The sequence below is a fragment of the Nitrospirota bacterium genome (genome assembly GCA_026387665.1).
GTDB lineage: Bacteria > Nitrospirota > Nitrospiria > Nitrospirales > Nitrospiraceae > Palsa-1315.
The window spans coordinates 21,912-47,788 of record JAPLLG010000011.1 but is presented as its reverse complement, the minus strand read 5'-3'; the positions used below and the strand labels follow the sequence as shown (position 1 = coordinate 47,788).

Below are 25,877 nucleotides of genomic sequence, written 5' to 3'. Positions count from 1 at the left end.
GGCTCGTATCCTATTATGAAAAACATCCTTCCCGGTATCTGGCAATGGTCCTGGTTCTCTGAGGAGAAGCAACTCGACTTCAACGGGCTCTTCCTGACGGTCGGGGAACATAAGATCCTCGTCGATCCTCCGCCGATGACGGGAGACGCGAGCGCGGTGGTCCTCCGCAACGGCCCCGTCGATTACATCATCGTGACCAATCGCGATCATGTCCGCGAAGCGGTGAAGTATCAAGACGAGTTTCGCTGTCAGTTGTATGTGCCGGAGGTCGATGCGCCGCTGATGGATCTTAAGCCGACCAAAACGTTCAAGGATGGGGAATTGCTCACGGGCGGGATCTGGGTGATTCAGCTGAAAGACCAGAAGTCTCCCGGCGAATCGGCCCTGTTTATCCAGCAGCGGAAGGGCGTGCTGATTGTCGGCGATGCCTTGATCGGGAAGCCTGCCGGTTCCGTCAGCCTCCTGCCCGCGGACAAGTACGCTGATGTGACGAAGGCCCAAGAGGGGCTGCGCCGGCTCCTTAAATACAATTTCGACAGCCTATTGGTCGGCGACGGGACCTCGATTCTCACCGGCGCCAAGCAGGCGGTCGAACAGCTGCTCCAGCCCGCACCATGACATTACGCAACGGACTTTCCGAAGAACTCAATCGCCAGGGCAACGAGCATTTTTCTCGCGGCCTCTATACCGATGCCTATACCTGTTATGCCAAGGCGCTGGAATGTGACCGGCTGACCGGGGACCAACGGGCCTTGGCCGCCACCTTGGGAAACCTGGGGAACATTTGCGCGGTCAGCGGTCGTCGGGACTCGGCCCAGACGTACTATCAAGAGGTCTTGGAGCTCCAGAAGATTCTCGGAGATGAGAAGGGGATCGGGACGACCTTAGGCAATTTGGGGAACCTCCGGGCCGATGCGGGCGAATGGGATCGCGCCAAGGCCTACTATCTCGAAGCCTTGGACCTGATGACGAAGGTGCACGATGAGGCAGGCAAGGCGGTGCTCTTTTCTGATCTGGGCCTGGTCGCTCGCGAGACCAAAGAGTACGAATTGGCGATTAAATACTATGAACAGTCGCTCGTGCTCATGAGGCGGCTAGAGAATCAGGGCGGCGTAGCCGATGCCTGGCGCATGATCGGTCGAACCTTTTTGCTCCAGCAGCGCTACGACGACGCGATCGCCTGCTGTCAAACCAGCCAGTCCATCGCCGAACGATCGCGCGACGAATTGCGAACCGGCGGTGCTCGGTATGTGCTGGCGCAATGTTACGAAGAGACCGGTAACCTGCGTGAAGCGGCGGATCTCCTCGAGCTGGTGGTGCATATGGATCGCAAGTATCAGTTGCCGAAACTTGAAGAGAATATCCAGCGGTTGGCAGCCCTGCGGGCCAGCCTTGCCGGACTGGGTGACGCCCATCCCAATCGAAAGACACACGTATGAGTGGAGCATCGGAAGATTGGACTGCGCTTAAGGCTTCGTTGGTCGCCACCTTTCCTCAATTGGAGGAAGTGGAGGCGGGCGGCGCTTTGACGATGGATCTTGGCTCGGATGGATGGCTGCTGGAGGTCACGCCGGACGGGCGGGTCTTGTGTCAGTACGGCATGGCGCTGGAGGATGTGATGACCCTCCTCTCCGATGGGACGCCGGAAGATCTGGGCACCGACGAGATCGCGAAGCAGGCCAAGTACTACATCCAACCGGCTGTCTCCAAGTACCGTGCGATTCTGTTGAAGTCTGGATTTGCAGAAGAGACGGAGATGAACGACGCCTACGTGGCCGTTCGCTTCGAGCGGCATGTGGATCTGACGAACCCGACCGCCGTGCAAGATTTAATGAGCTGGTGCCTGCGGACGATCGGCGTGGCCCGGTGACCAGGCAGATTGCCACGTTCGACGATTTCCGCACGGCGATTACCGCCTACCGGTTGCCGCGGGTTTTGATCGCTTCCCTTGAGCTGAACCTCTTTACTGCCATCGGCACGGAGACCTGGACGATTCCTGACCTGGCTTGTGCCATGAAGGTCAGTGAGAGGGGTCTGGCGATTCTCTGCCGGAATCTCGCGATGGCAGGCTTGCTGAAGAAAAAAGGCGAGACCTATCGAAACAGCCGGTTGGGCGCTACAACCTTGAACGCTCAGCATCCGGACTATCGGGGGGACTATCTCCGGCTGATCACGAGCCATTGGAACGATTGGGGCCGTTTGCTGGAGTCAGTGAAGACGGGACTACCGCTCGATCACGATGAGCCGGACGATCCGGACTATCGCCGGCAGTTCACCTGGGCGATGCATCACCGGACCCTGGAGATTGCTCCGAAGATTGCGGCCCAGATCAGCCTGCGTGGCGTGCGGACTTTGCTCGACCTTGGCGGCGGTCCCGGCACCTATGCGATGGCCTTCCTCGCCAAGAATCCCCAGCTCCGAGCCACGGTCTGCGACCGGCCTGCGGCCCTTGAGGTGGCGAAGGAAATTGCTGCGACTCACAAGGCTGGAGCACGCCTCTCCTATCAGCCGCTGGATTTGCTGACGGACGCCATTCCCGGCTCCTACGATGTCATCTGGTATTCGAACGTGCTCCACATTTATTCGCCTCAAGACAATCAAGCGGTGTTCCGGCGCGCCTTGGCTGCGTTGAATCCTGGAGGCAGGCTGTTGATTCAGGATGCGTTCCTGCACGATAAGGACGGGCTGTTTCCCGAAGAGGCGAGTCTCTTTGCTGTGTCGATGTTGCTGTTCACCGAGCGGGGCAATACCTATTCTGCAGTCGAGACGAAGGCCTGGTTGACGGATGCAGGGTTTGAACGGATCAAGATTGTGAAGATGAAGAAGGGGACGGAGGACTGGGAGGATGGGATCCTGGAAGCACGGTCCCCAACGATTCGTGTAGAAACGCGCGCCCGCCGAACAGGACCAGCGAAAAGTTCACGATCCCGCTCATCGCGCTGACGAGGAGCAGGGCGCCAATCTCGCCCTGTCCGCCCAGGATGCTCGCGAGGGTGGAGAGGTCTAACGCCAATCCTACCGTTCCATAGATGACGCAGGCCATGGCGGTCCAGGTCCATCCGATCCGGACGAGGCAGGCAAGAACGATCGGGGTGGCGATCAGGTAAAGCATCCAGCCGATTCGTCCTGCCTCTGTTGCAGCCGGTGCGAGATGGGTGGTCGTAGCGCCGATGAGGCTGAGCCCCGTGAGCAGGCCGATGAGGGGCCAGGTGTATCGCATGGGTGTAATGATACCCGTCTCCGCAGGGCACAGCAACCGGCTTTAGGATGCTGAAAAAGTCCGCCAGCTTCGTTCTCGGCTCATCGAAATCCTCAACGTACCGATTGAGGTTGTCAGAGGTCGGAAGTACTGGAGGGGTTTTTCCGTTCGCCAAGATCCATTGTACTGGCGAACGGCCCACACAAAGTGCAGTCGGTACCTCCTCCGGTTTCGACTTGCCTGCGGCCTTGCTGGACGAACTTTTTGAGCATCCTGCGACTAGTTAGGCATTAGGAGTTAGCGACTGCGAGGGAATTGGGCGATGGCAGATTTATCCAGCAGGGCGCCTCAAGCCTGTCTTCTGGTCTACGATGGCCAATGCCGCCTCTGTGTCACAGCCAAGCAGGGCCTTGAACGGCTGGGGACCCGCGCTGACGCTGCGCCGGTCCAGATGGTTCCCTATCAGAGCGACGAGGCCAAGCAGGCATTAGGGGAGGTCTATCGGCCGGGTCGTCCAGACGTGGCATTCCTGGTTCGTCCTAACGGGGAGATTGTCCGTGGGCTGGATGCCTTTCTGGCCCTCCTGCCTGGCCTCAGGGGTGGGCGAGTCCTCTCGATCCTCCTGCGCCTTCCGTTGGCCAAGCCGGTTGGCTACCTGCTCTATTGGTTGGTAGCCCGGTACCGGTATCAGGTCTTTGGGACTGTTCCGTTTGCGAGAGATTCCGAGAGCCATGGCGAACTTGGCTGAGAAATGCCCCGCAATAGCCCCTTCCTCAGATGAAAAAACGATTTTTCCCCTGGTATAACGACGAAAATGTTCGTCAGTCTCGTCCTTGTCTTCGTTCATTTCTGTTCAACGTATCCCCCCCTTTCGAAGGGGTCCTCCCCACAGTGGGGAATTTACCCTGTAGGCCAGCAATGCGAGACTCCGGCACAAGCGAAGGGGGACTCTACATGACAATCATCCAGTGGCTGTCCGAGACGAGAGATAAAGTTGGCGAGTGGTTCAGGGCTGTGGGGTGTGAGCTTGCGCCGGCGCATCAGGCGCGGCGGATACGGAAAGCTCGCTGCCTTTCGTTCATCGCCTTTGCCGTGCTCGGGTATGGTTTCCCGTTGACGGCTTGGGCGGCAGACCTGGCGGTTCCTATTTCGGGGCAGCCAAGGAAGGTCGTGGCGGCTGGTGTGGGGTATGAGAATGCGGAGACGTCCTCAATTACCGTGAAAACCTATGATGCCGAGAACGGCGCGATCCTGTCCGAGGAAACCTATGAGTTGAACGTGCGAGAGGACGCAGCGGCAGGGGAGCGTCAACCGAGTGAGCGGGTCTTTGCCGGCGGGGCTGGCCCTGGGACTGACGGACTGTCTTCGTTCAAGCTCCGCGTCTATGACGCGGCGACGGGTAAGTTTCTCTGGGAAGGTTTTCTGAATCTCAGTGCCAGCAATCAAGAGTCTAGTACCACTCACCGGGTTGTGGCCCAGCTGACGCCTCAGGCGCTGGTGACCAGGACCCGTAGCCGAAGCGTCGTAGAGGGAGAGCCACAGTTTGCACTCCGTGCCGTCGATCCGGCCACCGGACAGCTTGTGTGGACCGATCAGTTCTCCGGAGCCGGTCGGCTGGCCAAGGCAGAACGAATCAGCAGAGCGGCCATTGGCCAAACAGAGGAGCCAGCGGCTCCATCCAGGCAGATCGAGTTTCGCGTCCAGATGTTCAATGATCAGGAGCGGCAGCTCTTGTGGGAAGACACGATCGAGCCGGCCGTGGAGGAGGTCGATGTGACTTCCTGGCAGGATGAGGCAGCCGAGAATATTCCAACCTGGCGTAGCGCCGGGCCAGAGGAAACGAAACGAGAAGCGATCTGAGAGAGGTACTGAGAGGTTTGATCTGCGGTGAGTTAGCGGTGCTTTTTTTGTTTCTGTAGTTGCTCCACCCACCGTGCCTGGAATTGCTCGTACGACAGTGAGAGTTGCGACTGCATGGCGGCAGAGAACGTCTGTCTGGCCTTGAGGTGTGTAAGGAGCTCGTGCACCTGATGCATGCCGAAGCGGTCGATCAGATAATGCACGGCCGAGTGGGCTTCCAGGTAGGCCAGGATTGCGGCATCCGGCGACAATCGCCCCCACGACCCCTCTAAGGTCAACAGCGGGATCGGCGTAAATTCCTGTTTCGTGACCTGATCGAAATCCGACCAGCGATCCCCGGACAATTCCATCGCTAAACCTTCATTGAGCCAGGTCGGGACGGCGCTGCCGGCCTGGCCCTGTTGGTCCCGCAGGAGGGCATGGACGAACTCGTGCCGCAGCACCCGTGTGAGCCAGGCGCGGTTGGTGAGGGCGCCTTGCATGGGAATCTGAATGCGGCCGAGCACGGGATCGAAGAGCCCATCAGCCCAGAGAGGACTGCCGGTTTCACCTTGGAAGGTGGACGATGCATGCAGCACGACGATGATCGTCTTTGACGGAAAGTGCTCGAACTTCTGGCCGATCTCGCGATAGGCCTCTTCAAGAATCTCCAATACGGTGGCCCAGGTTTCCGGATCGGCTTCCCCGTCGAATTTCACGGTGAAGTGCGTACTGTCGCGGCTGGCGAGCCCTGTGTCGCTCTTTTCTGTTCGGCGGATCTTGTCTGCGACGGTGTGCAGATAGGATTGCACGGCTGGGTCGTTGCCCGCGCGGGCTGTCGCGTGATCGAGGTGGCGCGCCGCTTCGCCGAGCTGATTCCGTTCCTGAAAGAGATTGGCCAGCGCCAGATGGGGAAAGGGTTCGCTCGGAGCCAGGAGGGTCAGCTTCTCCAGAAAGTCCTGCGTCATGGCAGGATCGCGCAGTTCCCAATAGACATGCGCCAGGTTCAGTTGGACGATGGGATTCGTGCCGTCGAGTGATGCGGCTTGTCTGAAGGATTTGATTGAGAGAGAGGTTTCGCCGGTTTTCTCCTGTTGAATGCCCAGATTGTTCCAGAGGATGGCCAGGTAGGGGCGTATGGTCTTGTCTGTTGCCAGGGCTTCCGGCAGATCGGCCAGTTTGGTTTCCGCTTCCCGGACGTTCCCTGTTTCGATATCGTGGCGAATCGCTTCCAGCCGTTCCCGGTGTTTGGTGTTCGGAGTTCCGCCGGTATCGATCAGGCGAGTTTGCTGAGGTTCCGGTGCCCTGGGGCCGGCACGATGCGGATCCGTGGACGCATCCTGCGAGTTTCCCGTGGGGGCAGTGGATTGATCCGGCGCTGGCGCAAGCAGATAGGTTGGCTTGATCCAGGCGTGATAGAGAATGAACAGCCCGAGCAGGAAGGCCACGGGATATGAAATGTGCAGAATACTGCGCCGGTACATAGAGGCCCTTCTTGGATGAAATTCAATCTAGCACCACAGGAAAGCGAGACAAAGGATTGTCGGAAAATCGACAAGCCATGCAAGATATTGAAAGCCTACTGGGTATAATGAAAAACTGTTCCGCAGGATGCTCAAAAAGGCCGTTAGCAAGGCCGCAGTGAGTGAGCAACGATGGCCCTTCCACGCTTGCTCGTTCACGTTAGCCTAGGATGGCCTGGATGAGTCCCCCACTGCGCGCGTCCAACGAGGTCCTTCTGAGGGCGCGCGTTGCGCGAGCACAGGGGACTCACCGGGCCATCCCTCCATTTTTCAGCATCCTGCTTTCCCGTAGCCGGCTCGTTGAGGCGTGGACGAGGCTGTGTTACGATCCGCCATTGTGATACGGAGCTCTTCCGAGCCCACACCTCCTGAACAGTTTCAGCAATGGCTGGACCGAGTCGCGCGTCCGATCGAATTCGCGACGCGCGATGCCTTTGCACATCTGCCTACCGTCAAAAATCTCAGTTACTTTGTTTCCTCACAGGTCATGCAGGCCCTGTCGGATCGCGTGTATCCACGGGCGATTGAAGCGGCCTTGCTCCAACTGCGTGAGTTGTTTCGTGAAGACCAGCAGTTGTTTCCGGCAGAGGAGCAGCGGCGACGGCTGCAGGAAGCGATGGTCATTCTCGGTGTCTTGCGCGAGGCGGTCAGCCATCCTGCCAAGGCCTGGCAGGAACCGGAGCCTCTCGTGATGCCTCAGCCAATCGTAAACGAGTCATCCTCTCAGCCATGGTGGGAGCAGCCCATCCGTTTCGCGAAGGGAGTCGGCCCCAAGCGCACCGCGTTGCTCCAACGGTTCAGGATCGAGACGGTTGAGGATGCCCTCTGGACCCTGCCCTGGCGTTATGAGGACCGCTCGGTCATGACCCCGATCGGGCAACTGGTGCCCGGAGCACAGGCCTCGATCTGCGGCACGATCATCCGAAGCGAGGCCAAGAAGGCCCGCAGCCGCCGTCTTTCCATCCTCGATATTGTGGTGGAGGATGCCACCGGGCGGCTCCAGGCTGTGTTCTTCAATCAGCCGTTCCTGGAACAATTCTTTACGGTCGGGACGAGCGTGATGTTGACCGGGCGCGTAGTCGCAGGGGCGCAGGGTTGGGTGGCGATGAAAATGGAGGTCACGCAGTACGAAGTCTTAGGGGCGGAAACCGAAGCGCCGTTGCATGTGGGGCGGATTGTGCCCATGTACCACGAAACCAAGGGTTGGACCTCCCGGCAGATGCGGGTGCTCATGAAAGGCCTGCTGGACGCCCATATCGTCGAGGCGCAGGAGCTGTTGCCGGTTTCGCTTCGCGCGCGCTATCGTTTGCCGCCCATTCAACAGGCGATTCAGGATGTGCATTTTCCTCAGGCTGGGACTGACGGGGGGCAGCTGGATCGTGGGCTCACGCCGGCCCATCGGCGTTTGGCCTTTGAAGAACTATTTGTCCTGCAACTGGCCTTGGCTTCGCGGCAACGAGTCATGAAGGAAGAGGTGAAGCAGGTTCTGTTCAATCCGAAGACGCCGCTCCTTGGCAAGCTGGACCGGGCCTTGCCCTTCCGGTTGACCGCAGCGCAAGAGCGGGTGAATCGCGAGATCCTGTCGGACATGACCTCGCTCAAACCGATGAATCGCCTGGTGCAGGGCGATGTCGGGTCCGGCAAAACCATTGTGGCGGTGCAGGCGATGGTCCTGGCCTGCGGGTCCGGTTATCAGGCGGCTTTGATGGCGCCTACGGAGATTCTGGCCGAGCAGCATTATCGGACGATGAAGGGGTTCCTGGAACCCCTCGGGCTTTCCGTCGTGCTTGTGAGCGGGGGCGGTCGTGCCGCCGCGCGTAAAGCCGTGCGGGAGCAGGTGGCCTCCGGGACCGCGCAGGTTGTGATCGGAACCCATGCAGTCATTCAGCAGGGCGTCACCTTCGCCAAGCTTGGCCTGGTCGTGGTGGATGAGCAACATCGCTTCGGCGTGCTCCAACGGAAGACACTCATGGAGAAGGGGTATAAGCCCGATGTGCTGGTGTTGACCGCGACGCCGATTCCACGCACCCTGGCCATGACGGTCTATGGGGATTTGGATGTGTCGGTGATCGATCAGATGCCGCCGGGGCGAAAGCCGGTGCGGACATTTCTTTTGAGCGACAGCCAGAAGGGGCGGGCCTATCAGATCCTCCGCGATGAACTGCGAAGCGGCCGTCAGGCCTATGTGGTCTATCCGCTCGTCGAAGAATCGGAGAAGACTGATTTGCAGGCTGCCATGCAAGGAGCGGAGCAGCTGCAAGCGAACGAATTAGCCGAGTTCCGTGTCGGGCTGTTGCACGGCAGGATGAAGTCGGATGAGAAAGAACGGGTCATGGCCTCGTATAAGAAGGGGGAGATCCAGGTCCTCGTCGCGACGACGGTGGTGGAGGTCGGGGTCGATGTGCCCAATGCCACGGTCATGATGATTGAACATGCCGAGCGGTTCGGGCTGGCACAGTTGCATCAATTGCGAGGCCGGGTCGGGCGCAGCGCACACCAGTCCTATTGTTTGTTGATCGCGTCGGGCGGAGTGCTGTTTGGATCGAAGAAGCCTAAAGAGGCAGGCGAAGCACCATCGGCGGCTAGAGAGCGGCTGGATGCGCTCGTGCGCTCGACCGACGGGTTTGTGATTGCCGAGGAAGATCTCCGCATTCGCGGGCCAGGCGAGTTTTTCGGATTCAGGCAATGGGGCATGCCGGAGTTCCGCGTTGCGAATTTGCTGCGGGATGCCGAGCTGCTTCAGCAGGCGAGGCAGGAGGCCGTTGCCCTCTTGAAGCAGGATCCGCAGCTGAAGTTGCCGGCGCACCGGGCCTTGCGGGAAGCGATGTTGCGGCGGTGGGAAACAAAGTTGGATTTGGGGTCGGTGAGTTAGGAGGGGGATGCGCGGACTAGCGTCTCCCTGCTTCTCAGAGCGACCCTTCCGGAGTCGACCGAAGGGAAGCCTTCGGAAATTCCCTCGAAGACTCGGTCAGTTTCCGCTTTCCCTTTCGGTCGACTCTCGGTGGGGCCCCGCTCTTTCAGCAATGGAGACGCTAGTTCACGCATCCCCCTCCGAGGGGAGTAGAGAGGTAAGTTAAGAGGTAAAAGAGCATGGGATTATTACAGCGGTTAAAGCATGATTTGAAGGCGGGGATGGCGACGCTGCGACTTGGCACGGCGCAGGTGGCGAACCGCGCGTTGGAAGAAACGGAACTGCTGCGAATCCGGCTCGAAATTCGCAAGCTCGACCAGCAGTTGGGCGAGCTTTATCGAGATGTCGGCGAGCGAGCGGTGAATCTTCGCGAGGGGGGCGAGCCGGTTGAGCGGGTCCTCTACGACGGGGAAATCGGTCGGCTGGTGAAAGAGATCCAAGAGCTGAAAGAGGCGCGAGGGAAGCTTGAGTCGGAGATCATCGAGGTTCGGAGCGAGGTATGAAGGACTCGTCACGCAGGCTGCGTCTCGCCGGTGTAGATATCGGCACCCTCACCTGCCGCTTGCTGATTGCCGATTTGCCGCCTGAGGGGAAGCTGACAGAAGTGCGATCTGAGCGACGAATCCTCCGGCTGGGCGAAGGTGTCGATCAGAGCAAACGGTTGAGCGTGGCGGCGATGGATCGGGTGATCCAGTGCTTGAAAGAGTGGCGGGGGCTGATTGATGAGGCGCAGGTCGATAGGGTCTCGGCTGTCGCCACGAGCGCCGTGCGTGATGCAGGGAACCGCGATGAGTTTCTCGATCGCGTGAAGCGCGAAGCAGGCTTCGAGGTCGAGCTGATCTCAGGCGATGAAGAAGCGAGACGGACATTGCTGGGTATTCGCTCCGGCTTGCCCGATGGCGTGACCGACGTCCTGGCTCTCGACATCGGCGGAGGCAGCACAGAGTTTATCTTAGACAGGCCAGGCCAGAAGCTGGTTGTGCGCTCGATCGATATCGGGGTCGTGCGTCTCCGCGAGAGGATGTTGCACCACGACCCTCCGACTGCCGATGAAGTGCAACAGGCGCGAGCGTGGGTGGTAAGAGAAACGACGGCAGCAGTCATCGGCATGGGTGGCTATCAAGCCGCCACATTCGTTGGCACAGCGGGAACCATCACCAGCCTGGCAGCCATGGCTCAGAAACTTCCCACCTACGAGCCAGCCAGAATCCACAACTATCAGTTGCAGCTCAGCACGATTCAAGAACTCGAACAGACGCTCTTGAACCGCAAGAAAGCCGACCGAGCCGGCTTGCCAGGCCTAGAAAAAGGCCGCGAAGAAGTCATAGCCGCGGGCGCGATCATCATCCGGACCATCATGGAGACGTTAGGGATGTCGGAAGTGTTGGTCAGCGATCTGGGTCTGCGCGAAGGAGTGCTCTTAGATTTAGCAATCCGGACACGATAACTGAGCAGCCTTCGAAAGGCCGGACGTGAGAAGTATTCGGTTGCACGACTTGCCCCTCAACCCCGGGAGACTCTTGGATGGATGCCGCTACGTTCGACACGATCCCCAGGTCTGCCTTGCCTGCGCTGCTGAGGCGCATGCCCAAGGCCGAGCTGCACATCCACATCGAGGGCTCGCTGGAGCCGGAGCTGATCTTCCACCTGGCGAAGCGCAACGGCCTGACGCTGGCCTACCCGAGCGTGGAGGCGTTGCGCCGCGCTTACGCATTCACCGACCTGCAGAGCTTTCTCGACCTCTATTACGTGGGCGCCAGTGTGCTGCGCACCGAGCAGGATTTCTTCGATCTCGCGTTCGCGTATCTAGAGCGGGCCGCGGCCGAAAACGTGGTGCATGCCGAAGTGTTCTTCGACCCGCAGGTCCACACCAACCGGGGCGTGCCGTTTGGAACGGTGATCGCCGGGCTGGAGCAGGCGATGCGCCGTGCGCAGGCCGATTTCGGTATTAGTTCATCGCTGATCCTGTGTTTTTTGCGCCACCTGAGCGAGGATGCGGCATTCGCCACGCTGGAGCAGGCGCTGCCGTATCGGCAGCATTTCATCGGCGTGGGGCTGGACAGCAGCGAACGAGGTCACCCGCCGGAGAAGTTCGCGCGAGTGTTCGCTCGCTGCCGAGAGCTGGGCCTGCATGTGGTAGCGCATGCGGGCGAGGAGGGGCCGCCCGCCTATATTCACAGTGCCTTGGATGTGCTCCACGTTGAGCGCATCGACCATGGCGTGCGCTGCCTCGAAGACCCGGCGCTCGTCGCGCGTCTCGCGCGCGAACGCGTGCCGCTCACCGTCTGTCCGTTGTCGAACGTAAAGTTACGGGTCTTCAACACGCTAGCCGAGCACAGCCTGCCGGCGCTGCTGGACGCAGGTCTGTGTGCCACCATCAACAGTGACGACCCGGCGTACTTCGGGGGTTCCATCAATGCCAACTTCATCGAACTCTTTGCCGCGCTGCCGGTTCTCGGCGCTCGCCACGCCTACCAGCTGGCGCGCAACAGCTTCGAGGCGAGCTTCGCGGACGAAGCGCGCAAGCGGCACTGGATCGACCAGCTCGATGCCATGTTCCGTGAGGCAGCAGCCACGCGTTGACACCAGAAGTGAGCTGAATTAAGGGGTCAGCCCCCTTAATTCGCCTTGAAGAAGGCTAGCAGCCGGAGCCATCATCATCCGGACGATCATGGAGACGTTGGGGATGTCGTCGGTGCTAGTCAGTGATCTAGGGCTGCGCGAAGGAGTGCTGATCGATCTGGAGATGCGGACGTAATGAGTGCTAGGGTCTGAGAGGGACAAGCAGTATCAATTATTATTAGTCCAAGATTTGGCCCCGCACCCTATCTTGAGTGAATATCTCTATGAGCAAGAAATTTTATGCAGACCACGAAGAGGTGGTTCACTACACAACTGCAGCCGGATTACATGGCATAGCTAGTAGCAAGGCCCTTTGGGCCAGCCACATCCATTTCCTTAATGATAAGGAGGAAGGTGTCGGTTTTTCCCAGCGCATACTCCCTATGATCCTGAGGCCGGAATTCAAAAGGTATGTCGCGGAGTCTGAAGATCTTTCCGCGCGTGTTCAGGCCGCAGATCATTTAGGAGTAGATCTATTCGACCATTGGTTGAAAAAGATCGTTGAGGGATTCAAAAAGGCGCAAGACACGGCACAAGACCACTACCTCACGTCTTTCTCCACAACCAAGGACGAATGGATATCCCTAAATGGTCTGTTGAGCCAGTGGCGTGGATACGGGCTAGATGGGGGCTATGCCATTGTTTTTGATGCCAAAGGGCTGGCAGGGCTTCTCAATACAGAACGCGAAATGTATTGCGAGGAGGGGTGGGCCTGGGGCGATGTCCAGTATCATATGGAGGATTTTTCTCGCGTTCAGGATGAGCAAGTCCTGGAGCATTTTGAATGCGTGAGAAAGGCGGCTAATGACTACTGGGCAACTGGGGATATCGAAAAATCCTACCCTGCGTTCGAGAGCATCGAGCTACTTTCAGCTTTTTGCAAACACAGAGGTTTTGAGGAAGAAAAGGAGGTCCGAATAGTAGTCAGCGAACCTTCATCAGAATTTGGCCTCGACCCCTCGAATCAAAGCGGGAAGTCTTATCGTAGAGCGTACAGCTACTTTCGCGACGGTGAGCTTGTACCCTGCATTCACCTCTTTGAGGATCAGAAATTGAATGTCTTGCCAATCCGACGCGTCATTGTAGGGCCTCACCCCGAAAAGCAGCAACGAAAAAAAGCCGTGGAAATTCTACTGCGCAACCACGGCATCGACGCAGAAGTATTGGTCTCAGATATCCCATTTCGTGGCAAGTAGATACTTTGAGCTGGAGAGAGAATTGATAGTATTTCACGGCTTCCATCCAGCCAGCAATGCTTTCCCGGAAAGGAGGCGATCATCACGTGCCAATTCAAGTAATGCACAGCAATAACTCATGAGCAAACATTCAAGGTGCGTTAACCTCTTGGGGTGAAAGCGCCGAATCGAATGCGGTATTTAGGGGTCAGGTCTTGCAATCGTACATCTCGTCTTCCGATCGGAGGATTCCTTTCCGTGCTCTCCCTCTACTCTCTCAGCAGGACGACCAGACTGTCCGTCACTGTGCGCATAGTTTCTTTGACGCGAGACGTGCGAGATACGCGGGACGGGCCAAGCGGTGAGGGCCTGGTTGATTCCCCTCTGTGCGCTTCCTTCTCCCTTCAAGGGGTGGCCTGGTCGATCCTCGAATGCGCGCGTCGAACGAGCACAGCCTCATCGTGCGCGTTCCGCGAGCAGGAGGACGGTCAGGCTGCCCCGTTTCCCCCTTCTTAGGCCGCGCGTTGCGCGAGCACAAAGGGCAGTCTGGTTGCCCTGCTTCTCCCATGCTTTCGGGGCTCCTCCTGGTTTTCCCAATAACAGGACTTTGAAGTCGATGAGGCCGAACCAGGCTGGGGAGACCACCGTGGAGAGGGAAGGGTACGTCACCTAAAGTCAGCCGGAGGTTGCTCCGGCTGAATGAGTCTTGTACACTTTGCTCAGATTACTGTTGCGAGGCTGCTGTCCAATGCGACGATCAGACGACAATGTCGAAGATGCGCGGATCGCCGATAATTTGCGCCGCACCATCGAACTCACCGAGCTTGGCTTGGCTTTGCGCCAATCGGTGGTGCAGCAAGGCACCCTCGTTGGCGATGCCATGGCACAGGTCATGCGCGAGATCCGGCGCGCGAAAGAGCAGGCATGGCAGCAGAGTCCTTCCTAGTTCAGGCGCTTTCCACCCTCATTACTGAGTTCAATCGACGTGGCCTTCACTATGCGTTAGCCGGGGGATGGGCCTACAGTGCGCTCGTTGAACCACGCGCCACGACGGACATCGATTTGCTCATGCTCATCGAGCAGCCCACCCGTGAAGGCATCGAATCCCTGCTCGCATCCCAGTTCGATTCGACCGTGATCCATTCTGCCCCCATGGTGTTTCAGGGAATCTCAATCTGGCGCGCGGTGGGCATTCGCGGCGGCCAAGATGTGGTCGTCGATATTCTGTTGGCGGACTCGGATTATCTTAAGACGGCGCTCTCTCGTCGGCGGATGATTGTCTTCGGCGAACTTGATGTGCCGATTCTGGCGATAGAGGATTTGATTGTACTGAAGACTCTGGCCGGTCGCCTGCAAGATCAAGCGGATCTCGAAAAAATCCGGGCTCGCCAGGCTGAGCTCCAGGTGGACTGGAGCTATGTCGAGGGATGGAAGGCTAAACTGAATCTTCGCGGGTAAGGGCTTCTGACGCACAGTTGAATCTGTGCTGATCGTTGAACGCTGACAGCTTTCCTGCCTATTTTTGCGAATACCACCGATAGCCTTGGTTCTCCGAGAAGCTGGCTTTCGGGGCTCCGCCTGGTTTTTCCAATAACAAGACTTTGAAGTCGATGAGGCCGAACCAGGCGGGATCTACTACGTCGTGGTAGTGGCAGCCGTGGAGTTTGGGGAGCATGTCGCCCAGGGCCTGTTGCAGTTCTTTCTCTGTGTAGGCCCGCACGGGGAAGGGCTTGTGCATGGCCTGGCAGAACCGCTGAATGGTATAGGCCGCGCCGGTGCAGAGCACCTTGGTGTCCGGCTTGATGGCGAGGAATTGGGGCAGGGAGAGATAGCGCTCCTGGAAGCCGAGCCAACGCACGGCTTGGCGGAGATGGCTGTACTGGACTTCGTACTCCGTATGGCCAGGCAGCTTGACCGGCGCAGGCCAGCCTTCCTCGATCCCGAATTCCGTGAGGAAGGCCCTGCCTCCTGGCTTCAAGACCCGCCAGAGCTCTGCGACGAAGCGAAAGGGGCCGAGGTTGAAGATCACGTCTTCCGGCAGGTCCTGGCCCAGCGGCAGTCTCACGCGCCTGATCCAATCCAGCGCTTCCTGATGTTGCGGCGTGTCGCCTGTTCCTTCTTGGAGCTCTTTCCTGGTCAGCTTTACCGGCGTCATGTCGGCCATGTTCTCGTTGTCGATGACGAGGTCGACGGAGTTGTCTTTGAAGGGCAGCCATTCGCCGTTGGCGCGGGTGCCGATGCCGCCCCAGCCTCCGGCCTTGGCGCGGGTGACTTGCAGCTTGAGGAAGGGCTGGGTGATGTCGAGGGAGATGTACCGGATGGTCTGTTTTTCAAAGGGCAGGAGTTCCTTGCCCAACTCACGCGCGAGGTAGCCGAGCCCTCCGCCCACTTCCACGATGACGCGGGGCTTGGGGCTGAACCAGCCCAGCTTTCGCAGTTGCTTCATGAGGAGCCGGCCATAGGTCAAGCCGTTGAGGGTTTCGTTCGGTTCCCGGAAGAGGTGCGAGACGGTGGTTTCGATCAGGTCGAAGTGTTCGTCGTCTTCGCCGCTGTCGGTCAGTCCGTGGTGGTGAAAGTCTTCAAGGTGCTCTTCCCCCTCGAACCCTTCCTGCCCTGACCAGCCTTCCCGGATTTCTTGGAGGAGCAGATCCCACTTGGCCTTGTGGCGGTGGCCGCCCGGCGGCTCTGTGCCGTAGTAGCAGAGGGAGTAGGTGGGGAGGGACCAATGTTCTAAATGCCATTGGCCTGGCTGTCCGTCCGGTCCGCAGACCCTCGTGCCGTATTTTTCCAGCAGCGCCGCAACCGATGTGTGGCCGTTCATCGCTTGGAGCATCTCCAGGCCGGTGCGATTCAATCGCACGATGGGCAGGTTGTCATCGAGGGGGGCGAACCACCATTCGTCTTCGTGGTGTTGATAGGCGATGAGATCGGGGATGTGCCAGGCCAGGAGACTGAGGGTCTCTCCGGTGAGGCTGAGCGGTTGGTGTGCGGCGACAGTTGGTTTCATGGTTAGCAGGATGCTGAAAAAGACCGCCAGCGGCGTTCTCGCAAACCGTGAAAGGTAAAACGTGAAAAGTGAAACGTAAGATGGCTGAGCGCTTCTTCTCCGAAACCTTTCACGTTTGACGATTCACGTCTCACGAACCGCTGGACGGCCTTTTTGAGCATCCTGAGGCTATTGGAGTTTCTAGGCATGCGAAACATTTCAGCTGTACTTTTTTCTTTCACCGAGTTTTCCCGCAGCCTGTTGGGCAACCTGTGTGAGCGCCGCAGCCTACACGAGGGGCCAGGATTCTCGCAAGGCCTTACGAATCGTGAAGCGTCGTTCGTGGGAGGGGGAGCTGATAGCGAATGGCGTATAGCTGATGGCTCGGAAAGAGTACTGTCGGTTGTGAAGATGAGTCGATTATTGGTTTAGGTAGTTCCGACTCTGGTTTCTAGCTATAAGCCATACGCTATACGCTCTTTTCTTTGGGCGAACTCTAGAGCTGCGAGGGGGCAAACGTCTCTGTGACGGTGATGACTCCGCGCATGATGGGGTGAATGCGGCAGAGGTAGGGGTAGCGGCCGGGAGCGAGACCCGGGACGGCAAAGGTGCCGTTGGGGAGCATGAGGCCGGAGTCGAAGGCGCAGAGATCGCCCTCCTCCACACAGCCGATATGGGTCACGGTATGTTCTGATCCGGTGGGGTTTTCCCACTTGATCGGAGACCCGGTCGAGATGGTGACGGATTTCGGAACGAAGTAGGGGGAGGTACTCTCAATCGTGATAGCGGTGTAGGGAGGCGTCGCTGCCGTCGGCCAGGCCGGGAGTAGTCCCACTGTGAGTAGCAGGGCGATGAGGAGACGAGGGGTCATAGAGCGCTTCCTGAGCATCCGGTTCCTATACCATAAGAGCGGTCCCAATCGAAAAGGATTCGGCTCCCTCTGTGCCAGATATTTTACCAGGTCAGTCCGGAGCAAGCCTGGGTGGGAGTCGTGAGAATCAGGGGCCTTCCTGGCCCTGGTGCAACGGTGCGATTCACCTCATGGGGGTGGCGGGGGAGGGACTTTTCTTTCATCTGGTTAGGGCGGGAAGGGCTGTTAGTTGCAAGACCCCATTGGTTCATGCTAGATGGAGGCCGCGTCAGACATCCAATGGATGAGAGAGGAGCATTTCGATGGCGAAGAATAAGAAGAAACCAGCGAAGAAGACCCCTGTAAAGGCGAAGGCCAAAGCCAAGGCGAAGTCTGCCGTGAAGACGGCAGTGAAGAAGCCGGCGGCAAAGAAGGCAGTCAAGAAAACTGTGAAGAAATCAGCCCCCAAAAAAGCAGCCAAGAAATCAGCCGCAAAGAAAGTGGTGGCGAAGACTGCCAAGAAGCGGTCGGTCGCGGCCCCCAAGCCCGCTGCGAAGAAAACAGCCGTGAAGAAGGTTGCCGTCGTTTCGTCCGCACCGGCGGCTCCCGTTCCTGTCAGAAAGCCTGTGCCATCGTTCGTGGAGGAGGCGCCTCAGAAGCCCGTGTTGTTGCGGCCGCTGGGATCGCCGATGCCGAAGGATGCCGACCTTGAGGATGAGCTGCCCGAAGATGTGGATATGGCCGATGAAGTCGATGAAGACGTGGAAGAAGAGCTCACGCTGGACGGGGAAGATGAAGATTCAGATTTCCTTGAAAAGCCGGAGAGCCTGTTAGACGACGCAGACGATTACCACACGCACTAACGCCCGCATGGGATGCCAGGTCTCGCCGAGTCGTCCGGCGAGATGATACGGGAACGGTATTCCGGTCTTGTGGCGTCCCTTCTGCCTGTGTGCCATCTTCCTGCTGAATGCCCGCGATGAATATCCTATGAGTCATTTTTTGTTCGTGGCTGGTGCCTTGCGAGAGCGCACCTCGGAGGAAAGCGCCGAACTGCAACTTGGACATAGGCTCTGGGGGCTCTGCACCGGGCTGATCCGCACGAATCTCCAGACCTACCTCGATCCAGGGTCCCGCGGCCTGGTGTATGTGCTGAAGGTCGGACTCTGCGCCGAGTTTCAGATCCTGTCGCCGGTGCTGGACTTCGCCGACCTGGATGCGTTTCTCAGTGATGAGCTGAGAACGGAAGCCCGATTTGGCTTTGTGCGAATCGACGCAGTGCGCCCCCTGGCCTGTTCGTCCGGCGTGAGCCAGGCCTTGTTGCTCAACGTATTGCAGATTCCCGATCAGGCTGAGCTCAATCGGCGATTGGCCTTAGGCATGCATCGGCTGACGCAAGCGGAGTATGACGCGATCATGCAGGGAGCCACGGCAGCGACGATTTGACAAGATGCTCAAAAAGGCTGTTCAGCGAGGCCGCAGCGAGTGAAGATCCGAGGCATACCCGTAGGGTACGTTGAGGGTCTGAACGATGCGAGAACGACGCTGGCAGACTTTTTCAGCATCCTGATTTAGATCCGCCGCCCGGTCATCAGTTGATACGCCTCGTCGATCGTCTCGACTTCTTTCACCGTCACATTGAGCTGAAACCCCAATTCGTTCAGGTTCCATCGCGCGTCATGAATTTGTCCGCGTGGAACCAGTATCGTGCGGTAGCCTTCCCGCGCGGCGGCGCGAACCTTATCCGGGATACTGCCGACCGGGCCGATCTGTCCTCCCGGTTCCAAGGTGCCTGTCATGGCTATGCCTCGCTGAATGGGCTCTCCTTTGAATAGGGCAATGAACCCCACCGTCATCGCGGCGCCGGCGCTGGGCCCGTCGCTGCTGGTCGGTTGATAGGCGACTCCTTGCACAGAGACGGTCCCGCTATGTTGGATTGAGGGCGTGCGTTCAATGGCATAGGCAAAGGCCTGAGCCATCGAGCCTAGGTGGGTGTTGCCCAGCGTTACGCCCGCGAGGCGCCATTGTAGCTGAACGGGGTTCGGCTCGGGCTTCTTCTCCCACCACATCATGAGAATCTCAAACACGCCGAGATGGTTCTGGCTGATCGCCGCCAGGACCGGGAGTTCAATCGCCCTGTCAGCCGGGACCGCGATCGGGATTCCCCAGAGGAGGGTGAGGATCACTGTGCAGGTGGCGGCAAGCTGGCGTGGCATCATGGGGCTTCCATCTCAAGAAACGTGAAAAGTAAGACGTGAAACGTGAAACGCAGGATTACCGAGCGCTCTTTTTTTTGAAATCTTTCACATTTGACGTTTCAGGTCTTACGGCTTGTGAAAGTGTAGCAAATCCGGTTGGGCCGTCCAGCTGGTTCGCGGTTCTTGTCTTGCGTTGGGCCGTGGCATTTCGTATAAGGGCCGCATGATAAATCGAGTCTGTGCCTGGATCATGGTGGGGGGGCTGGCCTTTCTCTGGCTGCCGTTGGGGGCTGTGGCCTCGAATTGCCAGGAGGAGACGGTTGCCTCAGGGCCTGACGCAGCTCTGAGGCTGCATCTGAGCGCCGACTGTACGGAGCAAGAGCGGGAGGCGCGAGTGGTGGATGCGACGCAGCTCTTGCAGGCGTTCAAAGAGGGGAAGGGGATCGATCTCTCAGGGGTGGTGGTGCGCGGGGACTTGTCGCTGGATGCGTTGACTGTGGGGCCATTGCCGCCGGAACTTGATGGGATGAAGGAGCTGCAGGGGCGCGAGGCCCGTGTGATTCCCGGCTCCATGATGATCGTGAATTCTGTGGTGCGCGGGGCGATCAGACATCAATCGGCGCAAGGGCTATTGGTGGTGAAGGGGCCTGTCACGTTTAGCGGGACCACGTTTGAGCAGATCGTGGATCTTTCGCGGACCGTCTTTGTGCAGCCCGTGACCCTGTCTGGCGCGATATTCCTGAAAGAGAGTTATTTTGTGCAGGGGCGATTCCTGCGCGATGTATTGGCCGAGAAAACGGCCTTTGGCCCTCACACGCGATTTCACCGATCGGTCTTTCAGGGGCCGGTGACCTTTCAGCAGTCGGGATTCAACGGGCTGGCGGAGTTCCTGGAGGTGGTGTTCCAGAAGGATGCCAATCTGTCGCGCACCTATTTCAAGTTGGGCACCGGGTTTTCCGGGAGCCGTTTTCAGGGTCTGGCGGATTTCTCTGAGGCATCGTTCGACCGGGAGGCGTTTTTTACCTTCACCCTGTTCGAGGGGGATGCCTATTTTCGCCGGGCCACGTTCCGATCGACAGCGGATTTCTCCGATGCCAAGTTCAAGGGGCGGGACGATTTCTCCAAGGTCTTTTTTGAGAAGGGCCCGGAGTTTACCAGGGCGACCAGATCTGTGACCGCACAGGCGCCTCTGGGGATCGAAAATCCGACCATCCAATATGCCATCACCCTTTCTCTTCTCATCTTCAGCGCCATGCTGATTGCCTATCTGATCCGGTCACGGTAGAGGGTAGGGCCATTTCCCCTACCCCCCACTAATAGATGGAGACTTGCTCCGCTCCCCCAAAGCTGGTATAAAACCGCTTGTGGATAACCACTCAGACGACACAGAACAAACTGAACTGCCCTATCAAGTTCGCATCGAGAACTTTGAAGGGCCGCTTGATCTCTTGCTCCATCTTATTAAGAAGAGCGAGATCAATATCTACGACATTCCCATCCATCTGATCGCTCAGCAATATCTGGCTTATATCGAAGCGATGGAAGATCTCAACCTGGCCGTCGCAGGGGAGTTTCTGGTCATGGCCGCGACGCTGATTCAGATTAAATCCAAGATGTTGCTTCCAGTCGATGAGACCGCAGTCGATGAAGAAGACGGGCCGGACCCGCGCGAAGAATTAGTGCGGCGTTTGCTCGAGTACAAGCAGTTCAAGGAGGCCGCCAATCAACTGGACGAGCATGAGCGTTTGTGGCGGGAGATCTATAGCCGTGAGCAGAGCCAGCCGGTTGATCTGAAGCCGGATGAGACGTTGATGGAGAATGTCAGCTTGTTCGACCTCGTGGATGCCTTGCAGGGAATTCTCGATCGCACCCCCGGCAAGAAGTTCATGGATATTCTGCCGGACAACTTGACGGTTCGGGAGCGGATGAGCGCGATTTTGGAAATGTTGGAAGGGCAGGAGTCGGTGAATTTCGTCGAACTGTTCGAGCCGTCCTGCCATCGCCTGGTTATCATCGTCACGTTTCTGGCGTTGCTGGAACTCATGCGGCTTCGCACAGCCCGGATCTATCAAGCGGAAAACTTCGGGCCGATCCTTGTTTCGCGCGCCTTTTCCCTGGTACCGGACCCGGCGGAATTGGATGATTCTGAATGGAGGTAAGTATGAGCATGAGCTCAACCGTTGAACAGGAAGTAGACGACATGACGTTGGTCGATACTGCGCCGACTATCGAGGCCAGCGAGACGCAGGAGCCAGACGCAGCGGCGAAGGACGTTATCGCTGAGGTGATGAGCAGCCAGTCTGTCGCGATCGACGTGCGGGAACTGAAAGCGATTCTTGAAGCCATCTTGTTCGTGTCGCCAGAGCCTGTGCCGGTCGCGCGGCTCATGTCGATCTTGGGAACGGTCTCACGGGCCGAAGTGGTGCAGGCGCTGGATATTCTCGCGCACGACTTGGATCAGGAAGGGCGCGGCATTCAGCTCGTGCAGGTGGCAGGCGGGTATCGGCTGGTGACGAAGCAGGAATATGGCCCCTGGCTGAAACGGATGGATAAAGCCAAGGCAGCGCAAAAGCTGTCTCGTTCCGCGCTCGAATCCCTTGCCATTATTGCCTACAAGCAACCGCTGGTGCGATCCGAGATCGAAGAGATCCGTGGCGTGGAAACGTCCGGTGTCCTCCGCACGTTATGTGAACGCAAGTTGGTGCGGATCGTCGGGCGGAAAGACGTGCCGGGCCGGCCGATCATGTATGGAACGACCAAGTTCTTCCTCGAACATTTCGGGCTCCAAGACCTGACCCAGCTTCCGCCGTTGCGCGAGTTCAAAGAGCTCGGCGAGTCCGAGCAGGCGCTGCTGCCGATCGAACAGGAGTCTCTGGTGGCGGTCCAGACCTCTGAATCGTCCGACTCCGAGACCCTCCCTGTCACGAGCGACCTGGCGGAAGGCGAGTCTGTGTTGAGCTTCGATGTAGAGACCAACGAAACGTTGCTTCAAGAACCGGTCGAGCAGGCCTAGCAGGATGCTGAAAAAAACCGCCAGCTTCGTTCTCGGCTCATCGAAATCCTCAACGTACCCTTGAGGGTACGCCTCCGGCTTCGACTCGCCTGCGGCCTTGCCGGACGGCCTGTTTGAGCATCCTGGTAGGGAAGCCAGGCTCTTAGCCCGGATATGTAGACCTCGAAGTCGCTGGGTTCTCAGGGCATCTGTGCGTACCCTGTGGCCTAGGGGCAATTTTTCCGTCCTCCCATTTTGCTATCTTCTTATAGCCTTCAGAAACCGGGCCTGAGCGCCCTTTAAATTGCGCGCGTCCAACGAGGGCCTCTCTTTTTGGCAGGGGCGGTTTGGGGATTCCCACTGCGCCCGTCGAGCGAGCACATTCCGATTGTGCGCGCTCCGGGAGCAAGGGAACTTCCAAACTGTCCCTGCCTTTCCCTTGAGGCCGCGCGTTGCGCGAGCAGCAAAAGGCGCTCAGAGCCCCGTTGACTCCCCTCAAGCCGCTTTGTTAGACTTCCCGTTCTCAATCTAAGTTGTTGAAAGAGGCGAAGTTCTTCGGTATCACCCGGTCCTGTCACACGAGGCACCACCAATGATCAAAGCATGGCTACTCGACGAGATGTTTCGGTTCGATCGAACGCATCTGAGCATCGAAGAAATTCAGGGCGAATGGGGTGCCGGCGACTCGATTGCGCAGGAAGAAGAACTTCCGCCGCCTCCGGCGAACGTGGCCGTCAAGTCTGGGAATGGCCGGGTCACCATTACATGGGATCCCGTTCCCGAGGCCATGTACTACAATCTCTATTTCAAAACGACCAAGGGCGTGATGATCAAGTTTTCGGATCTCACGCGCCCGATTGCCGGCGACGATGACTTCAAAGCCGTCATCGGGGTGACGAAAGAGAACGGCACCTGCGTCGAAGGCGTCCAGAGCCCCTTCGTGCACGACGATCTGGCCAACGGGACCTGCTACTACTACGTGGTGACTGTGGTGACGCAGAAGGGGGAGAGTCTCGAGTCCAAGGAAGTCATGGCGGTTCCCTCGCCCTATCTGCTGGCCATGAGCATCGGGTGCGAAGGCGTCGACGATGGTGAGTTCAGCTCGCCCACCGGTATCACGCTCGACAAAGACGGCAACATCTACGTGGCCGATACCGATAACCATTCGATTCAAAAACTCGACAAGGCCGGGAAGTTTGTCGCTCGTTGGGGCGGTGATCCTTCCTCTCAGGAAGGCAGCTTTTACTATCCTCGTGGGTTGGCCATCGGGCCGAACAACGTGCTGTACATCGCGGACAGCGGCAACAACCGCATTCAGAAATTCGATCTCGACGGCAATGTGATGCAGGCCTGGGGCAAGTTCGGCTTCGCCTGGCGCGGCGCCGATCTGGGCCGATTCGATGTGCCCTGGGGACTTGCGACGGATGCTGAGGGCAATCTCTACGTGTCCGACACGAGCAACTCCCGCATTCAGAAATTCACCTCGGACGGGCAGGCGCTGCTCAAGTGGGGCCGCGATGGCAGCTTCGACGGAGCCTTCTTCTTCCCCCGCGGCGTGGCGGTCGACTTTGTCGGCAACATCTTTGTGGCGGATGAAAGCAACAATCGCATTCAGAAGTTCGATGCTCGAGGGAGCTTCCTGGCCAAGTGGGGGCGCGAGGGCGCGGGCCCAGGTCAATTCAAGTCTCCTTGGGGCATTGCCTGCGACGCGCTCGGCAACGTCTATGTCGTCGATACCGGCAACCATCGTATTCAAAAGTTCGACGGCAACGGGACGTTCCTCTGCGCTTGGGGAAACCGCGGACGGGCCGAAGGGCAGTTGAACTATCCGTACGGGATCGCCGTCGACAAAGAAGGCGCGGTCTATGTGGTCGATAGCGGCAACGGCCGCGTGCTCAAGTATGTGCCGACGGAGGAAGAGCTCGATCGCGGGAAGGATGCAGCTACGGCTGCGGCTTCCAGTCTGGCGCCCAGCGAGACCCCTGCACCACGCAGCGTGGCGGTTAAGGCCGGCGATACGGAAACTTTCCTTAGCTGGATGGAGGTGTCTGGCGCCCAATCCTATAATTTGTATTTCAATACGCTCCCGAAACTCACGACCCAGTCGGCGACGAAGGTCGAGGGTGTGACGAACCCCTATACCCATAGCGGTCTTTCAAACGATACTCCGTATCACTACGCCGTCTCCGCGGTGTTCGAGAACGGTGTGGAAAGCGAGTTGTCGAGTGAAGTGACGGCTACGCCGGTCCTCATCGATATTACGGCGCCACAGAACCCCTATGCCGTGATCAACCATGGCGCGTTCATGACGAATACGCCGGAAGTGATCGTCACGATTTCGGCGAACGACGTCGATACCGGCGTGGCGGCCTATTTCACCTCGGAAGCGCCGATGACGCCTATGGCGGGGACGCCGGGCTGGGTCGAGGTCACGCCGGCCACCAAGTTCGGCGCGACGATTCCGTTTATTCTGTCGCCGGGAGACGGGCAGAAGGCGATCTATGTGTGGTTCAAGGATGTGGGTGGAAACGTGTCCACTCCCGCCACGACCACAATTCTGGTCAATACGTCGGGCTATCTCTGCGTGGCCGAATGGGGCCGTACGGGCCGCGGCGCATCCTTGCTGCATGGCGGCGAGTTCATGGCCCCGGTGTACGGGCTGACGGTCGATCAGCAGGGATCGCTATTCGTCGTCGATAACGGGAACAACCGGATTCAGAAGTTCGACAATGCCGGCAATTTCATTATCCTTTGGGGGAACTTCGGTTCGGCCAATTCGAACTTCCATAACCCCACGGGCATTGCCTGCGATGGCAAGGGCGACGTGTGGGTGGTCGATACGAACAACCACCGGGTTCAGAAATTCGACGGGAAGCTCGGCGGCTATTTGATGAAGTTCGGGTCGCGCGGCAACGGCGAAGGGCAGTTCAATTCACCCTGGGGCATTGCGGTTGATCGGGTGCGCGGGTATGTCTACGTGGTCGATAGCGCCAACTTCCGCGTGCAGAAGTTCGACATGAACGGGGAGTTCATCATGTCCTGGGGCAGCTTCGGAAACGGAGACGGCCAGTTCTACTTCCCGCGCGGCATCGCCGTCGACCAGACGGATGGGTTCGTGTATGTCGTCGACATGGGTAATCACCGGATTCAGAAATTTGATACCAGCACCAACGTGCTGCCGCAGTTGTTGACCAAGTGGGGCGGCAGTTCCGAGCCAGGCCACGCCAGCAGCCCGCTTGCGCAGGAAGCCGGCCAGTTGCGATCACCCTGGGGCATTACGGTCGATGGAGCCGGCGATGTATACGTGTCGGATACCGGCAACCATCGCATCGAAAAGTTTGATAAAGAAGGCAACTTCATCACCCAATGGGGCGGGTTCGGGAACGGCAAGGGCCAATTTAACTTCCCCTACGGCATTGCGGTCGATGTCAGGGGCAGCGTGTTTGTCGTCGACAGCGGAAACACCCGGGTCGAACAGTTCATGCCGGCCGACGAGGGCAGTGAGCGGCTCCAGGAAAACGCCGAGAGCGCCGCTGAAATCGAGAACGCGCAGGTTACGGGCACATCAAGAAAATCGTAAGA

At 58.5% G+C, this 25,877-nt stretch carries 23 protein-coding genes; 19 read left to right on the top strand and 4 right to left on the bottom strand.

Going from position 1 to position 25,877, the window contains the following annotated elements:
• Positions 1-15 precede the first annotated feature (15 nt).
• The 6 genes from NT179_09710 (at position 16) to NT179_09685 (ending at position 5,059) form a co-directional block, all read left to right on the top strand.
• Positions 16-618 carry a hypothetical protein gene (locus tag NT179_09710; protein ID MCX5722287.1) on the top strand — a complete coding sequence of 201 codons (603 nt, stop codon included), beginning with the start codon at positions 16-18 and terminating at the stop codon, positions 616-618.
• The gene (locus NT179_09705) at positions 615-1,439 is read left to right on the top strand and encodes a tetratricopeptide repeat protein (GenBank protein ID MCX5722286.1); all 825 of its coding nucleotides are present in this window, start codon (positions 615-617) and stop codon (positions 1,437-1,439) included. The genes NT179_09710 and NT179_09705 overlap by 4 nt, the downstream gene beginning before the upstream one ends.
• Positions 1,436-1,870, top strand: a complete 435-nt coding sequence (locus NT179_09700) for a hypothetical protein (GenBank protein ID MCX5722285.1) — start codon at positions 1,436-1,438, stop codon at positions 1,868-1,870. Before NT179_09705 ends, NT179_09700 begins: the two co-directional genes overlap by 4 nt.
• Positions 1,840-2,943 carry a methyltransferase gene (locus NT179_09695; GenBank protein ID MCX5722284.1) on the top strand — a complete coding sequence of 368 codons (1,104 nt, stop codon included), beginning with the start codon at positions 1,840-1,842 and terminating at the stop codon, positions 2,941-2,943. Before NT179_09700 ends, NT179_09695 begins: the two co-directional genes overlap by 31 nt.
• A 578-nt stretch (positions 2,944-3,521) precedes the next feature.
• On the top strand, positions 3,522-3,947 hold the full coding sequence (locus NT179_09690) for a DUF393 domain-containing protein (protein MCX5722283.1): 426 nt from the start codon (positions 3,522-3,524) through the stop codon (positions 3,945-3,947).
• Between the two features lie 206 nt (positions 3,948-4,153).
• The gene (locus tag NT179_09685; GenBank protein MCX5722282.1) at positions 4,154-5,059 is read left to right on the top strand and encodes a hypothetical protein; all 906 of its coding nucleotides are present in this window, start codon (positions 4,154-4,156) and stop codon (positions 5,057-5,059) included.
• A 32-nt stretch (positions 5,060-5,091) separates the two neighbouring features.
• Here NT179_09685 and NT179_09680 read toward each other — a convergent pair whose 3' ends face one another.
• Positions 5,092-6,522 (bottom strand): peptidase MA family metallohydrolase, encoded by a 1,431-nt coding sequence (locus tag NT179_09680; protein MCX5722281.1) that lies wholly within the window; start codon positions 6,520-6,522, stop codon positions 5,092-5,094.
• A gap of 358 nt (positions 6,523-6,880) precedes the next feature.
• Here NT179_09680 and recG point away from each other — a divergent pair, with 358 nt between their 5' ends.
• From recG to NT179_09645, 7 genes are all read left to right on the top strand, one after another.
• The gene (recG, locus tag NT179_09675; protein ID MCX5722280.1) at positions 6,881-9,433 is read left to right on the top strand and encodes an ATP-dependent DNA helicase RecG; all 2,553 of its coding nucleotides are present in this window, start codon (positions 6,881-6,883) and stop codon (positions 9,431-9,433) included.
• Positions 9,434-9,651: 218 nt separating this feature from the next.
• Positions 9,652-9,975, top strand: a complete 324-nt coding sequence (locus tag NT179_09670; protein MCX5722279.1) for a hypothetical protein — start codon at positions 9,652-9,654, stop codon at positions 9,973-9,975.
• Positions 9,972-10,919: a Ppx/GppA phosphatase family protein gene (locus NT179_09665; GenBank protein MCX5722278.1), complete on the top strand. Its 948-nt coding sequence runs from the start codon at positions 9,972-9,974 to the stop codon at positions 10,917-10,919. The genes NT179_09670 and NT179_09665 overlap by 4 nt, the downstream gene beginning before the upstream one ends.
• Before the next feature lie 77 nt (positions 10,920-10,996).
• Positions 10,997-12,055 carry an adenosine deaminase gene (locus NT179_09660; protein MCX5722277.1) on the top strand — a complete coding sequence of 353 codons (1,059 nt, stop codon included), beginning with the start codon at positions 10,997-10,999 and terminating at the stop codon, positions 12,053-12,055.
• Between the two features lie 263 nt (positions 12,056-12,318).
• The gene (locus NT179_09655) at positions 12,319-13,290 is read left to right on the top strand and encodes a DUF2971 domain-containing protein (GenBank protein MCX5722276.1); all 972 of its coding nucleotides are present in this window, start codon (positions 12,319-12,321) and stop codon (positions 13,288-13,290) included.
• A gap of 727 nt (positions 13,291-14,017) precedes the next feature.
• The gene (locus NT179_09650) at positions 14,018-14,215 is read left to right on the top strand and encodes a hypothetical protein (GenBank protein MCX5722275.1); all 198 of its coding nucleotides are present in this window, start codon (positions 14,018-14,020) and stop codon (positions 14,213-14,215) included.
• Positions 14,194-14,727 carry a hypothetical protein gene (locus NT179_09645; GenBank protein MCX5722274.1) on the top strand — a complete coding sequence of 178 codons (534 nt, stop codon included), beginning with the start codon at positions 14,194-14,196 and terminating at the stop codon, positions 14,725-14,727. Before NT179_09650 ends, NT179_09645 begins: the two co-directional genes overlap by 22 nt.
• Positions 14,728-14,785: 58 nt before the next feature.
• Here NT179_09645 and NT179_09640 read toward each other — a convergent pair whose 3' ends face one another.
• Together NT179_09640 and NT179_09635 are read right to left on the bottom strand one after the other, a co-directional pair.
• Positions 14,786-16,276, bottom strand: a complete 1,491-nt coding sequence (locus tag NT179_09640; protein ID MCX5722273.1) for a hypothetical protein — start codon at positions 16,274-16,276, stop codon at positions 14,786-14,788.
• A 475-nt stretch (positions 16,277-16,751) separates the two neighbouring features.
• Positions 16,752-17,126 (bottom strand): cupredoxin domain-containing protein, encoded by a 375-nt coding sequence (locus NT179_09635; protein ID MCX5722272.1) that lies wholly within the window; start codon positions 17,124-17,126, stop codon positions 16,752-16,754.
• Positions 17,127-17,428: 302 nt separating this feature from the next.
• Here NT179_09635 and NT179_09630 point away from each other — a divergent pair, with 302 nt between their 5' ends.
• The gene (locus NT179_09630; GenBank protein ID MCX5722271.1) at positions 17,429-17,968 is read left to right on the top strand and encodes a hypothetical protein; all 540 of its coding nucleotides are present in this window, start codon (positions 17,429-17,431) and stop codon (positions 17,966-17,968) included.
• Positions 17,969-18,095: 127 nt separating this feature from the next.
• A complete protein-coding gene (locus NT179_09625) occupies positions 18,096-18,551 on the top strand; it encodes a hypothetical protein (protein ID MCX5722270.1) in 456 nt (151 codons plus the stop codon).
• A gap of 125 nt (positions 18,552-18,676) precedes the next feature.
• Here the strand turns inward: NT179_09625 and NT179_09620 are convergent, their stop codons facing one another.
• Complete coding sequence (locus tag NT179_09620) at positions 18,677-19,324, bottom strand: hypothetical protein (GenBank protein MCX5722269.1); 648 nt, start codon at positions 19,322-19,324, stop codon at positions 18,677-18,679.
• Positions 19,325-19,526: 202 nt separating this feature from the next.
• Between NT179_09620 and NT179_09615 the strand changes: the two genes are divergently transcribed.
• The 4 genes from NT179_09615 to NT179_09600 all read left to right on the top strand — a co-directional run bounded on the left by NT179_09615 (position 19,527) and on the right by NT179_09600 (position 25,875).
• The gene (locus NT179_09615; protein ID MCX5722268.1) at positions 19,527-20,588 is read left to right on the top strand and encodes a pentapeptide repeat-containing protein; all 1,062 of its coding nucleotides are present in this window, start codon (positions 19,527-19,529) and stop codon (positions 20,586-20,588) included.
• Positions 20,589-20,667: 79 nt separating this feature from the next.
• Positions 20,668-21,462, top strand: coding sequence for a segregation/condensation protein A (locus NT179_09610; protein ID MCX5722267.1), 795 nt, complete (start codon positions 20,668-20,670; stop codon positions 21,460-21,462).
• 8 nt (positions 21,463-21,470) lie between these two features.
• Positions 21,471-22,316: an SMC-Scp complex subunit ScpB gene (scpB, locus tag NT179_09605; GenBank protein MCX5722266.1), complete on the top strand. Its 846-nt coding sequence runs from the start codon at positions 21,471-21,473 to the stop codon at positions 22,314-22,316.
• A 571-nt stretch (positions 22,317-22,887) separates the two neighbouring features.
• Positions 22,888-25,875, top strand: coding sequence for an SMP-30/gluconolactonase/LRE family protein (locus NT179_09600; GenBank protein MCX5722265.1), 2,988 nt, complete (start codon positions 22,888-22,890; stop codon positions 25,873-25,875).
• The last annotated feature ends 2 nt before the right edge of the window (positions 25,876-25,877 follow it).